General features: G+C 46.9%; 21 protein-coding genes. All 21 read right to left on the bottom strand.

Going from position 1 to position 12,257, the window contains the following annotated elements; all coding sequences use genetic code 11:
* Positions 1 to 7: 7 nt before the first annotated feature.
* The 21 genes from rplR to rpsG all read right to left on the bottom strand — a co-directional run bounded on the left by rplR (position 8) and on the right by rpsG (position 12,255).
* Positions 8 to 358: a 50S ribosomal protein L18 gene (rplR, locus tag K0H61_RS00845; RefSeq protein ID WP_220050906.1), complete on the bottom strand. Its 351-nt coding sequence runs from the start codon at positions 356 to 358 to the stop codon at positions 8 to 10.
* A gap of 10 nt (positions 359 to 368) precedes the next feature.
* On the bottom strand, positions 369 to 902 hold the full coding sequence (gene rplF / locus K0H61_RS00840) for a 50S ribosomal protein L6 (RefSeq protein ID WP_220050905.1): 534 nt from the start codon (positions 900 to 902) through the stop codon (positions 369 to 371).
* 10 nt (positions 903 to 912) lie between these two features.
* A complete protein-coding gene (rpsH, locus tag K0H61_RS00835; RefSeq protein WP_007644434.1) occupies positions 913 to 1,305 on the bottom strand; it encodes a 30S ribosomal protein S8 in 393 nt (130 codons plus the stop codon).
* A 24-nt stretch (positions 1,306 to 1,329) separates the two neighbouring features.
* Positions 1,330 to 1,635, bottom strand: coding sequence for a 30S ribosomal protein S14 (rpsN, locus tag K0H61_RS00830; RefSeq protein ID WP_220050904.1), 306 nt, complete (start codon positions 1,633 to 1,635; stop codon positions 1,330 to 1,332).
* A 10-nt stretch (positions 1,636 to 1,645) separates the two neighbouring features.
* Entirely contained in the window at positions 1,646 to 2,185 is a 540-nt protein-coding gene (rplE, locus tag K0H61_RS00825; protein WP_220050903.1) for a 50S ribosomal protein L5, read from the bottom strand.
* A gap of 12 nt (positions 2,186 to 2,197) precedes the next feature.
* On the bottom strand, positions 2,198 to 2,512 hold the full coding sequence (gene rplX, locus K0H61_RS00820; RefSeq protein WP_220050902.1) for a 50S ribosomal protein L24: 315 nt from the start codon (positions 2,510 to 2,512) through the stop codon (positions 2,198 to 2,200).
* Positions 2,513 to 2,523: 11 nt separating this feature from the next.
* Positions 2,524 to 2,892, bottom strand: a complete 369-nt coding sequence (rplN, locus tag K0H61_RS00815; RefSeq protein ID WP_011715463.1) for a 50S ribosomal protein L14 — start codon at positions 2,890 to 2,892, stop codon at positions 2,524 to 2,526.
* Positions 2,893 to 3,071: 179 nt separating this feature from the next.
* Entirely contained in the window at positions 3,072 to 3,320 is a 249-nt protein-coding gene (gene rpsQ / locus K0H61_RS00810) for a 30S ribosomal protein S17 (protein WP_011070622.1), read from the bottom strand.
* Positions 3,320 to 3,511: a 50S ribosomal protein L29 gene (rpmC, locus tag K0H61_RS00805; RefSeq protein ID WP_007644429.1), complete on the bottom strand. Its 192-nt coding sequence runs from the start codon at positions 3,509 to 3,511 to the stop codon at positions 3,320 to 3,322. Before rpmC ends, rpsQ begins: the two co-directional genes overlap by 1 nt.
* A complete protein-coding gene (rplP, locus tag K0H61_RS00800) occupies positions 3,511 to 3,921 on the bottom strand; it encodes a 50S ribosomal protein L16 (RefSeq protein ID WP_220050901.1) in 411 nt (136 codons plus the stop codon). Before rplP ends, rpmC begins: the two co-directional genes overlap by 1 nt.
* 11 nt (positions 3,922 to 3,932) lie before the next feature.
* The gene (gene rpsC / locus K0H61_RS00795) at positions 3,933 to 4,625 is read right to left on the bottom strand and encodes a 30S ribosomal protein S3 (RefSeq protein WP_220050900.1); all 693 of its coding nucleotides are present in this window, start codon (positions 4,623 to 4,625) and stop codon (positions 3,933 to 3,935) included.
* Positions 4,626 to 4,634: 9 nt separating this feature from the next.
* The gene (rplV, locus tag K0H61_RS00790) at positions 4,635 to 4,967 is read right to left on the bottom strand and encodes a 50S ribosomal protein L22 (protein ID WP_006083595.1); all 333 of its coding nucleotides are present in this window, start codon (positions 4,965 to 4,967) and stop codon (positions 4,635 to 4,637) included.
* Positions 4,968 to 4,982: 15 nt separating this feature from the next.
* Entirely contained in the window at positions 4,983 to 5,261 is a 279-nt protein-coding gene (gene rpsS / locus K0H61_RS00785; protein ID WP_006083596.1) for a 30S ribosomal protein S19, read from the bottom strand.
* A 14-nt stretch (positions 5,262 to 5,275) separates the two neighbouring features.
* Entirely contained in the window at positions 5,276 to 6,100 is an 825-nt protein-coding gene (rplB, locus tag K0H61_RS00780; RefSeq protein WP_011621028.1) for a 50S ribosomal protein L2, read from the bottom strand.
* Positions 6,101 to 6,116: 16 nt separating this feature from the next.
* Positions 6,117 to 6,419, bottom strand: coding sequence for a 50S ribosomal protein L23 (rplW, locus tag K0H61_RS00775; RefSeq protein ID WP_039977607.1), 303 nt, complete (start codon positions 6,417 to 6,419; stop codon positions 6,117 to 6,119).
* Positions 6,419 to 7,024 carry a 50S ribosomal protein L4 gene (gene rplD / locus K0H61_RS00770; protein WP_220050899.1) on the bottom strand — a complete coding sequence of 202 codons (606 nt, stop codon included), beginning with the start codon at positions 7,022 to 7,024 and terminating at the stop codon, positions 6,419 to 6,421. Before rplD ends, rplW begins: the two co-directional genes overlap by 1 nt.
* A gap of 17 nt (positions 7,025 to 7,041) precedes the next feature.
* Positions 7,042 to 7,680, bottom strand: coding sequence for a 50S ribosomal protein L3 (rplC, locus tag K0H61_RS00765; protein WP_011070617.1), 639 nt, complete (start codon positions 7,678 to 7,680; stop codon positions 7,042 to 7,044).
* A gap of 27 nt (positions 7,681 to 7,707) precedes the next feature.
* Positions 7,708 to 8,019 (bottom strand): 30S ribosomal protein S10, encoded by a 312-nt coding sequence (rpsJ, locus tag K0H61_RS00760; RefSeq protein ID WP_011635639.1) that lies wholly within the window; start codon positions 8,017 to 8,019, stop codon positions 7,708 to 7,710.
* Between the two features lie 336 nt (positions 8,020 to 8,355).
* Complete coding sequence (gene tuf / locus K0H61_RS00755; protein WP_220050889.1) at positions 8,356 to 9,540, bottom strand: elongation factor Tu; 1,185 nt, start codon at positions 9,538 to 9,540, stop codon at positions 8,356 to 8,358.
* A 68-nt stretch (positions 9,541 to 9,608) separates the two neighbouring features.
* Positions 9,609 to 11,705 (bottom strand): elongation factor G, encoded by a 2,097-nt coding sequence (gene fusA / locus K0H61_RS00750; RefSeq protein WP_220050898.1) that lies wholly within the window; start codon positions 11,703 to 11,705, stop codon positions 9,609 to 9,611.
* Between the two features lie 79 nt (positions 11,706 to 11,784).
* Entirely contained in the window at positions 11,785 to 12,255 is a 471-nt protein-coding gene (gene rpsG / locus K0H61_RS00745) for a 30S ribosomal protein S7 (RefSeq protein ID WP_011715460.1), read from the bottom strand.
* Positions 12,256 to 12,257: the final 2 nt, after the last annotated feature.

The raw sequence follows: 12,257 nt of genomic DNA, 5'->3' as shown, positions 1-12,257 counted from the left end.
TAACCCCTTAGAACTGGAGGCCAGCTTCACGAGCAGCATCTGCTAGAGCAGCTACACGACCGTGATACTTGAAACCAGAACGATCGAACGCAACCGCAGCTACGCCCTTCTCGATCGCACGCTCAGCAACTAGTTTACCTACTGCTTTAGCCGCGTCTACGTTACCGGTACTCTTCAGTTGCTCTTTAACCGCTTTTTCCACGGTTGAAGCAGCTGCCACCACCTGAGCTTCAGGATTGATCACCTGAGCATAAATGTGACGCGGTGTACGATGTACAACCAGACGGTTCACGCCCAGCTCTTGGATCTTCTTACGAGCGCGAATAGCGCGACGTAAGCGAGATGTTTTCTTATCCATATCGCGTTACCTACTTCTTCTTAGCCTCTTTACGGCGTACTTCTTCGTCGTCATAGCGAACACCCTTACCTTTATATGGCTCTGGTGGACGGTAGCCGCGAATCTCAGCAGCGACTTGGCCAATTAACTGTTTATCAACGCCACGTAGGACGATGTCAGTTTGGCTAGGACACTCTGCAGTAACGCCTGCGGGCAGTTTGTGTACTAACGGATGAGAGAAACCTAAAGTCAGGTCAATATCGCTACCAGATACTTTCGCACGGTAACCAACGCCGACTAACTTTAACTTACGCTCAAAACCTTGAGATACACCAACAACCATGTTGTTTACTAATGCACGTGCGGTACCAGCCTGTGCCCAAGCGTTAAGAACGCCTTCAACAGGTAGGAATTTAATCACGCCATCTTCGATAACAACATTGACCGCATTGTTGATCACTCGAGTCAGACTACCTTTACCGCCTTTGACGGTAAGAGTCTGTTCGTTTAAGGTCACCTCTACGCCAGCTGGAATAGATACTGGTGCTTTTGCTACACGAGACATTCCTAGCTCCTTATGCTACGTAGCAGATAACCTCGCCACCCATGCCTGCAAGGCGGGCGGCACGATCAGTCATCAAGCCTTTAGAAGTGGACACAATTGCGACACCCAGACCGCCCATCACTTTTGGTAGCTCGTTTTTACCTTTGTAAATACGAAGACCAGGACGGCTTACGCGCTGGATAGTCTCAACGACTGGTTGGCCTTGGAAATACTTTAAAGTGATTTCCAGTTCAGGCTTGGCTTCATCTGCTACGGCGTAATCAGCGATGTAACCTTCTTCTTTAAGCAGTTTCGCGATAGCGACTTTCAGCTTAGCAGAAGGCATCTTCACAGATACTTTGTTAGCAGCTTGGCCGTTACGAATACGGGTTAACATATCCGCAATAGGATCTTGCATGCTCATATTAGCTTACTCCGTGACAAGTGCTTACCAGCTAGCCTTACGCAGGCCAGGAACTTCACCACGCATGGTTGCTTCACGTAACTTGATACGGCTTAAACCGAACTTACGCAGGAAACCATGTGGGCGACCAGTTTGATTACAACGATTGCGTTGACGCGATGCGCTGGAATCACGTGGTAGAGCTTGCAGCTTTAATACTGCATCCCAACGGTCTTCATCAGAAGTTGCTGGACTTGCAATAATCGCTTTCAGAGCAGCGCGCTTTTCAGCGAACTTAGCTACGAGCTGTGCACGCTTTGCTTCACGTGCTTTCATTGATGTTTTTGCCATTACGCTACCCTTATTTCTTGAATGGGAAGTTAAAAGCGTCTAACAAAGCACGACCTTCTTCGTCATTTTTCGCAGAGGTAGTGATAACAATATCCATACCGCGAATCTTATCGATTTTATCGTAATCGATTTCTGGGAAGATGATCTGCTCACGCACGCCCATTGCGTAGTTACCACGGCCGTCAAACGCTTTAGCGCTCAGACCACGGAAGTCACGAATACGTGGGATTGCGATATCGACTAAACGCTCTAAGAATTCCCACATACGCTCACCGCGCAGGGTCACTTTACAGCCAATAGGGTAGCCTTCACGGATTTTAAAACCAGCAACTGATTTACGAGCAACAGTCACTACTGGTTTTTGACCAGCGATTGCAGTCATGTCACGAACAGCATGTTCCATAACTTTCTTGTCTGCAACGGCTTCGCCAACACCCATGTTCAGGGTGATTTTCTCAATCCGAGGGACTTGCATGACACTGGTATAACCGAACTTTTTAGTCAGTTCAGCGACAACAGTCTCTTGATATTTATCATGCAGTTTCGCCATCGTTTACTCCAGTTACTTAACGAGTTCACTGTTCGATTTAAAGAAACGAACTTTTTTGCCGTCTTCAAATCGGAAACCAACACGATCCGCCTTGCCAGTGACAGGGTTAAAGATCGCAACATTTGATGCTTGAATCGGTGCTTCTTTCTCAACAATACCACCTGCTACGCCCAGTTGTGGGTTTGGCTTTTGGTGTTTCTTGACAAGATTGATGCCTTCAACAATTAATTTACCAGTAGGTAGGACTTGAGAAACTTTTGCACGTTTACCCTTGTCTTTACCTGCTAATACGATTACTTCGTCTAGACGACGGATTTTAGCTGCCATTTTGAAGCTCCTTACAGTACTTCTGGTGCCAGCGAGACAATCTTCATGAACTGCTCAGAGCGCAATTCACGTGTCACTGGTCCAAAGATACGAGTGCCAATCGGCTGCAGGTTGTTGTTCAGAAGAACAGCTGCATTCCGATCGAAGCGAATGACAGAACCGTCTGGACGACGTACGCCTTTCTTAGTACGGACTACCACCGCGTTATACACATCACCTTTCTTCGCTTTAGCGCGAGGAATCGCTTCTTTAACAGAAACCTTGATGATGTCGCCGATACCGGCATAACGACGATGAGAGCCACCCAAGACCTTAATACACTGAACTCTGCGTGCGCCGCTGTTACATGCGACGTCTAGAGTCGATTGCATTTGGATCATTTTAAGTGCTCCGCTATCGTTACTACACAATTCCCACTATTGGGACTATATACGTCCATTTTTGCTTTCAATTTAGTCAAAAATGGCGCGCAAATATAACACCATAAAAGTGGAATGTATAGTATTAAAAAACAAACGGCCCCAGTTCCTGGAGCCGTTTACCTAAATACCTAATAAAATTAGGCCTTTGATACTACTTCAACCAGAGTCCAAGATTTTGTCTTAGACAGAGGACGACATTCGCGAATCGCTACTACATCGCCTTCGTTGCACTGATTAGCTTCATCGTGTGCATGGATCTTAGTCGTACGCTTAATGTACTTCCCATAGATTGGGTGTTTCACTTGGCGTTCGATAGCTACAGTGATGGTTTTATCCATTTTGTTGCTAGTTACACGACCTTGCAAAGTACGGATTTTATCAGACATTATGCACCCGCCTTAGAAGTAATAATGGTCTTAACGCGCGCAATGTTACGGCGCACTAATTTCAGTTGATGAGTCTGAGTCAACTGACCAGTGGCGTGTTGCATACGCAGGTTGAACTGCTCACGCAGCAGACCAAGTAGTTCAGCGTTCAGTTCTTCAACGCTCTTTTCTCTTAGTTCGCTCGCTTTCATTACATCACCGTCTTAGTTACGAAGGTAGTCTTAATTGGAAGCTTGGCAGCAGCTAAAGTAAACGCTTCGCGAGCGATTGCTTCAGAAACACCATTCATCTCATAAAGAACCTTACCAGGTTGAATCTGACATACCCAGTATTCAACGTTACCTTTACCTTTACCCATACGCACTTCAAGAGGCTTAGAGGTAATTGGTTTGTCCGGGAAAACTCGAATCCAAATTTGTCCCTGACGCTTAATGTGACGTGTCATGGCACGACGTGCAGATTCGATCTGACGAGCAGTTAAACGACCACGGCCGACTGCTTTCAGACCAAAAGTACCAAAGCTAACTTCGGTACCGTTCGCTAGACCACGGTTGCGGCCTTTGAACATCTTGCGAAACTTCATACGTTTAGGTTGCAGCATTGCCGGCTCTCCTATTTACCACGAGGCTTGCGCTTAGGTTGCTGCTGTTTCGGCTCTTCAATCTGTGGCAGCATTCCGTCCAGAACTTCACCTTTGAAGATCCAAACTTTAACACCAATCACACCGTATTGAGTGTGACTTTCAGAGGTTGAATAGTCGATATCAGCACGCAGTGTGTGCAAAGGTACACGACCTTCACGGTACCACTCAGAGCGCGCAATCTCAGCACCGCCTAAACGGCCACTAACTTCAACTTTGATACCTTGAGCACCAATACGCATTGCGTTTTGTACTGCACGCTTCATAGCGCGACGGAACATAACACGACGCTCTAATTGCTGTGCAATAGAGTCAGCAACTAACTTGGCATCTAGCTCAGGTTTACGGATCTCAGCGATGTTAATTTGAGCAGGAGTGCCAGCAAGTTTTGAAACTGCAGCACGCAATACTTCAACGTCTTCACCTTTCTTACCGATCACAACACCTGGACGGGCAGTGTGAATAGTAACGCGGATGCTTTTCGCTGGGCGTTCGATAACGATCTTAGATACTGACGCAGCTTGCAGTTTGTCTGCAAGATACTTACGCACTTCCCAGTCGCTGTTCAGGTTATTTGCATAATCTGACTTATCTGCGTACCAGGTAGAGATCCAAGGCTTGGTGATACCCAGACGGATACCATTAGGATGTACTTTCTGTCCCATTGCTCTCTCCTAGCGATCTGATACAACCACAGTAATGTGGCTGGTACGCTTCATGATACGATCAGCGCGGCCTTTAGCACGTGGCATGATACGCTTCATAGTTGGACCCTCGTCAACGAAGACGGCGCCTACTTTTAGCTCATCAATGTCAGCGCCTTCGTTGTGTTCGGCGTTTGCGATAGCTGAGTCAAGTACTTTTTTAACCAGTACGGCGGCTTTCTTTGGGCTGAAAGTCAAAATTTCGAGGGCCTTAGCAACAGGCAAACCACGAATCTGATCAGCAACAAGACGAGCCTTCTGCGCAGACGTACGGGCAAAACGATGTTTAGCTAAAACTTCCATCTTATTCCTCCCGTATTAACGCTTCTTCGCTTTCTTATCAGCAGCATGGCCGCGATAAGTGCGAGTTGGTGAGAATTCACCAAGTTTGTGGCCGATCATTTCGTCAGTTACGAACACAGGAACGTGCTGACGACCATTATGGACAGCGATGGTCAAACCAATCATATTTGGAATGATCATAGAGCGACGTGACCAAGTCTTAATAGGCTTCTTGTCACCTGCTTCCATCGCTTTCTCTACCTTCTTCAGCAAGTGCAGGTCAATGAAGGGACCTTTCTTGAGAGAACGTGGCATGGCGAATCCTCTTACTATTTATTACGACGACGTACGATGTACTTGTCAGTGCGCTTGTTACTACGAGTCTTATAACCCTTAGTTGGCACACCCCATGGAGTCACTGGGTGACGACCACCAGAAGTACGGCCTTCACCACCACCGTGTGGATGGTCTACCGGGTTCATTGCAACACCGCGAACTGTTGGGCGAACGCCTCTCCAGCGCTTAGCACCTGCTTTACCTAACTGGCGTAGCATGTGTTCGGCATTACCAACTTCACCAAATGTTGCGCGGCAATCAACTGGAACTTTGCGCATTTCGCCAGAGCGAAGACGTAAAGTCGCATATGCGCCATCACGAGCAACAACTTGTACATAAGCACCAGCTGAACGCGCGATCTGAGCACCTTTACCAGGCTTCATTTCTACAGCGTGCACAACAGAACCTACAGGAATGTTGCGCAGTGGCATTGCGTTACCGGTTTTGATTTCGGCTTCAACACCAGACTGGATCTTATCGCCAGCTTGCATGCCTTTAGCAGCAAGAATGTAACGACGCTCACCATCCGCATACAGTACTAGGGCAATGTGCGCAGTACGGTTTGGATCGTATTCCAGACGCTCAATTTTTGCAGGGATACCGTCTTTATCGCGTTTGAAGTCGATTAAACGGTAATGCTGCTTGTGACCGCCACCAACGTGACGAACAGTGATACGGCCAGTGTTGTTACGGCCACCACTCTTAGATTTTTTCGCCAACAGGCCAGCAAAAGGTTTACCCTTGTGCAGGTCAGAGTTCACCACTTTAACAACGTGGCGACGACCTGGAGAGGTTGGCTTACACTTAATAACTGCCATGATAATTCTCCTTTGCTTACTCAGCGCCGCCGACGAAATCGATGTCAGCACCAGCAGCTAAAGTCACGTAGGCTTTTTTCCAATCGCTACGACGACCAGCACGGCCACCAGTACGTTTAGTTTTGCCCTTGCTCACTAAAGTGCGAACTGATTCGACTTCAACTTCAAATAGCTTTGCAACAGCAGCTTTAATTTCAGCTTTAGTTGCATCGATTGCTACGCGGAAAACAACAGTGTTGTGCTTCTCAGCATTCACAGTGCTCTTTTCAGAGATGTGAGGTGCAAGAATAACTTTTAGCAAACGTTCTTCGCGGATCATCATGCTAGCATCTCCTCGATTTGCTTAACTGCATCAGCAGTCACAAGCACTGTGTTGAACGCGATCAGACTTACTGGGTCTAGACCTGCAACGTCACGAACGTCAACCTTGTACAGGTTGCGAGCTGCTAAGAATAAATTCTCGTCAACTTCAGAAGTCACAATTAACACGTCTTCTAAGTTCATTGCTTTCAATTTAGCTTTCAGCTCTTTAGTTTTAGGAGCTTCAACGCTGAATGATTCAACAACAACCAGACGGTCTTGACGTACCAGCTCAGACAGAATGCTTTTCAGCGCGCCGCGGTACATCTTTTTGTTAACTTTTTGGCTGTGATCTTGGGTTTTAGCAGCGAATGTTACGCCACCACCACGCCAGATTGGGCCCTTCACACCACCCGCACGAGCGCGGCCAGTGCCTTTTTGGCGCCATGGCTTTTTGCCAGAGCCATTTACTTCCGCACGAGTCTTTTGAGCACGAGTGCCCTGACGCGCGTTTGCAGCGTATGCTACAACTACCTGATGAACCAGTGCCTCGTTAAAGTCACGGCCGAAGGTAGTTTCGGAAACTTCAAGAGCGCTTTGCGCGTCTTTCAATACCAATTCCATTACTATCTCCTCAGACCTTAAGCTTTAACTGCAGGCTTGATGATCAGGTCGCCATTAGTTGCGCCCGGAACAGCACCTTTAACCAGTAGCAGGTTACGTTCAACATCCACACGTACAACGTCTAGATTTTGAGTAGTAACACGCTCGGCACCCATGTGGCCTGACATTTTCTTGCCTTTAAATACGCGACCAGGCGTTTGGTTCTGACCGATAGAACCGTTCGAACGGTGCGACAAAGAGTTACCGTGAGTCATGTCTTGAGTACGGAAGTTCCAACGCTTAACGCCGCCTTGGAAGCCTTTACCTTTAGATTGACCAGTAACATCAACTTTCGCTACATCAGCGAAGATACCAACATTTAGCTCAGCACCAACTTCAATGCCTTCGCCTTCACCGTCAGCCAGACGCAATTCCCACAGTCCACGACCGGCTTCTACGCCGCTCTTAGCAAAGTGACCTGCTTCTGGTTTAGTGATGCGATTGGCTTTTTTGGTACCAGTAGTAACTTGAAGTGCACGGTAGCCGTCAGTTTCTAAAGTTTTCACTTGAGTAACACGGTTGCCAGCAACTTCAATTACTGTAACAGGTATAGAAACACCATCTTCAGTGAAGATGCGAGTCATACCAACTTTACGACCAATAAGACCGATAGCCATCTCTCAAACCTCTTCTAAGGATCTCAATTAACCCAAGCTAATCTGTACGTCGACACCAGCCGCAAGATCTAAACGCATTAGAGCGTCTACAGTCTTCTCAGTTGGCTCTACGATGTCAACCAGGCGCTTGTGAGTACGGATTTCGTACTGGTCACGAGCATCTTTATTAACGTGCGGAGAGATCAAAACGGTATAACGCTCTTTGCGCGTTGGCAGTGGAATTGGACCACGTACCTGGGCGCCTGTACGCTTAGCAGTTTCAACGATTTCCGCTGTAGACTGATCAATTAAGCGATGATCAAATCCTTTTAAGCGGATACGGATTCTTTGGTTCTGCATTGACCAGAGCTCCTAAAATGGACACATAAAAAATCACCCTCTAGCTTCTTCCTTACTGGAAAAGCAGAGCGAGATGATTTAACCGTTCGACTCCCAATCGGAGCCGCTATGATAATGACAAGTTCAATGACTCGTCATTTAATTCGCTAGCCTTGGCTAACGAGGGGCTAATTATACTCATCTATATCGAGAGATCAAGCCCACTGCGTAAATTGTCATCAAAAAGACAAAATCACATTTGATGGCGCGCATTCTACACAAATTTCTGCAAAAAACCAGCCCCAAATAAAAAAGGAAGCCGAAGCTTCCTTTTTCAGGGTAACTTTAAATTCGCGATTAAGCGAAGATCTTAGCTACAACACCAGCACCTACTGTACGGCCACCTTCACGGATTGCGAAGCGTAAACCTTCGTCCATCGCGATTGGGCAGATCAGAGTGACTTTCATCTTGATGTTGTCGCCTGGCATTACCATCTCAACGCCTTCTGGCAGTTCGATAGTACCTGTCACGTCAGTTGTACGGAAGTAGAACTGTGGACGGTAGCCTTTGAAGAATGGCGTGTGACGACCACCTTCTTCTTTTGACAGAACGTAAACTTCTGATTCAAAAGTAGTGTGTGGGTTGATTGAACCTGGCTTAGACAGTACTTGACCACGTTCTACGTCATCACGTTTAGTACCACGTAAAAGGATACCACAGTTCTCACCTGCACGACCTTCGTCAAGCAGCTTACGGAACATTTCAACACCAGTACAGGTAGTCTTGGTTGTGTCGCGGATACCAACGATTTCTACTTCGTCACCAACACGTACAATACCACGCTCAACACGGCCAGTTACTACTGTACCACGGCCAGAGATTGAGAATACGTCTTCGATTGGCATCAGGAATGGCTTATCGATATCACGCTCTGGTTCTGGAATGTAAGTGTCCAGTGCTTCTGCTAATTCAATGATCTTAGCTTCCCACTCTGGCTCGCCTTCAAGAGCTTTCAGTGCAGAACCTTGGATAACTGGTAAGTCATCACCTGGGAAGTCGTATTCTGATAACAGTTCACGAACTTCCATTTCTACTAATTCTAACAGTTCAGCATCGTCAACCATGTCACATTTGTTCATGAATACGATGATGAATGGTACGCCTACTTGGCGAGACAGCAGGATGTGCTCACGAGTTTGTGGCATTGGACCGTCAGTAGAAGCAACTACTAGGATCGCGCCGTCCATCTGTGCAGCACCAGTGATCATGTTTTTAACATAGTCAGCGTGGCCTGGGCAGTCTACGTGTGCGTAGTGGCGAGTTGGTGTATCGTATTCGATGTGAGAGGTATTGATTGTAATACCACGCTCACGCTCTTCTGGAGCGTTGTCGATTTGAGAGAAGTCTTTAGCTTCACCACCGTAGGTCTTAGCCAGTACGTGAGAGATAGCTGCAGTCAGAGTGGTTTTACCATGGTCAACGTGACCGATGGTGCCCACGTTTACGTGAGGCTTACTACGTTCAAATTTAGCTTTTGCCACGATATATTCCTTTCTTTTCAGAATAGTCCTGTATGTACAGGACCTCATTACATTTTTGTCGTAACTGATTAGCTACGAGATTCAATAATCGCTTTCGCAATGTTTTGCGGTGCATCGGTGTACTTCAAGAACTCCATAGAGTAAGAAGCACGTCCCTGAGTTGCAGAGCGCAAATCAGTTGCATAACCAAACATTTCAGAAAGAGGTACTACAGCATGGACTATCTTGATGCCACCAAAGCCATCATCCATACCTTCAATCAAACCACGGCGACGGTTTAAATCACCAACAACATCGCCCATGTAGTTCTCAGGTGTAGTTACTTCTACTTTCATGCAAGGCTCGAGCAACACAGGATTCGCTTCAAGCGCACCCTTTTTGAAGCCCATAGAACCCGCAATTTTGAACGCCATTTCATTCGAGTCCACATCATGATATGAACCGTCGAATAGAGTGACCTTCACGTCCAACACAGGGAAGCCAGCGAGTACGCCATTCTTCATCTGTTCTTGGATACCTTTATCAACCGCAGGAATGAATTCACGAGGAACAACACCACCTACGATCTCATTGATAAATTCGTAACCAGCGCCCTCTTCATTAGGCTCTAGTTTTAACCAAACATGACCGAATTGTCCACGGCCACCCGATTGACGTACGAACTTACCTTCAGCCTCGACTGACCCGCGAATGGTTTCACGGTAGGCCACTTGTGGCTTACCTACGTTACACTCAACACCAAATTCGCGACGCATACGATCGACGATGATATCTAAGTGTAACTCACCCATTCCAGAAATCAGTGTTTGTGATGATTCTTCGTCGGTTTCAACTCGGAAAGATGGGTCTTCAGCGGCAAGTTTTTGCAACGCAATACCCATTTTATCCTGGTCGGCTTTCGACTTAGGCTCAACGGCAATGGTAATTACTGGCTCAGGGAACTCCATACGTTCCAAGATCACCTTGTGATCTGAATCGCAGAGTGTGTCACCCGTAGTGACCTCTTTAAGACCAATAGCCGCGGCTATATCACCAGCGCGAACTTCTTTCAGTTCTGTACGATCATTAGCGTGCATCTGCACGATACGACCGATGCGTTCACGTTTCTGTTTGACAGAGTTATAAACGCCAGAACCTGATTCGAGTACACCGGAGTAAACGCGAATAAAGGTCAGAGTGCCCACAAACGGGTCTGTAGCAATCTTAAATGCCAATGCAGCAAATGGCGCATTGTCATCTGATGGGCGTTCTACTTCTTGCTCATCATCGTCGATACCCTTAATTGGGGGGACATCAACGGGTGCAGGTAAGTATTCAACAACCGCATCTAAAACCGCCTGCACGCCTTTGTTCTTAAACGCAGAACCACAGGTTGCTAAAACGATTTCATTATTGATAGTACGTTGACGCAGTGCCTTTTTTATCTCTTCTTCTGACAGGGTGCCTTCTTCAAGGTACTTGTCCATCAGTTCATCTGAGGCTTCGGCAGCAGTTTCAACCAGATACTCATGCATTTCGGCCGCTTTGTCGGCTAATTCTGCAGGGATCTCTTCATAAGTGAAGGTCATACCCTGGTCATTTTCGTTCCAGTTAATTGCCTTCATCTTGATTAAATCGATCACGCCGGTGAAGTTTTCTTCTGCGCCAATATTCAATTGAATAGGCACACAAGTTGCTCCAAGACGAGTTCTGATTTGCTTCACTACACGTTCGAAGTCAGCGCCTGCACGGTCCATTTTGTTGACAAATACTAAACGTGGAACGCGGTATTTGTCAGCTTGACGCCACACGGTTTCTGATTGAGGTTCAACACCTGAAGAACCACAGAAAACCACGACTGCGCCATCCAGAACACGTAAAGAACGTTCAACTTCAATAGTGAAGTCAACGTGACCAGGAGTATCGATGATATTGATGCGGTGTTCAGTGAATTGAGCATCCATACCACGCCAGAAAGTGGTTACAGCGGCCGAGGTGATAGTAATACCACGCTCTTGCTCTTGTACCATCCAGTCTGTGGTCGCGGCGCCGTCATGCACCTCACCGATTTTATGAGACAAACCGGTATAAAACAGAACACGTTCTGTCGTGGTAGTTTTACCTGCGTCCACATGAGCACAAATACCGATATTACGATAACGCTCAATTGGGGTTGTACGAGCCACTATGTATACCCTCTCCACCAAGACAAAACTCTTGGCAATATCAACAACAATGGTGTGGGCCTAAGCCCACACCATCAGATTACCAACGGTAATGAGCAAAGGCCTTGTTAGCTTCAGCCATGCGGTGCACGTCTTCACGCTTCTTAACAGCAGTACCTTTGTTTTCAGACGCATCTAGCATTTCACCTGCTAGACGTAAAGCCATAGATTTTTCACCACGCTTACGAGCAGCTTCAACTAACCAGCGCATCGCCAGTGCGTTACGACGCACAGGACGAACTTCACATGGTACCTGGTAAGTAGAACCACCAACACGACGAGATTTAACCTCGACTGATGGGCGAACGTTGTCCAGGGCTGCTTCAAGAACGTCTAAATGGTTAGCGCCTTTCTTTTCAGCGATAACATCTAGCGCCTTGTAAATGATTTTTTCAGCAGTCGACTTTTTGCCGTCCTGCATAATGACGTTGATGAACTTAGCCAGCAACTCACTGTGAAACTTTGGATCTGGTAGGATTTTACGTTGTCCTACAACGCGACGTCTTGGCATAA

It is taken from the genome of Shewanella acanthi (assembly GCF_019457475.1).
Lineage (GTDB): Bacteria > Pseudomonadota > Gammaproteobacteria > Enterobacterales > Shewanellaceae > Shewanella > Shewanella acanthi.
This window is presented reverse-complemented; position numbering and strand designations above follow the sequence as displayed.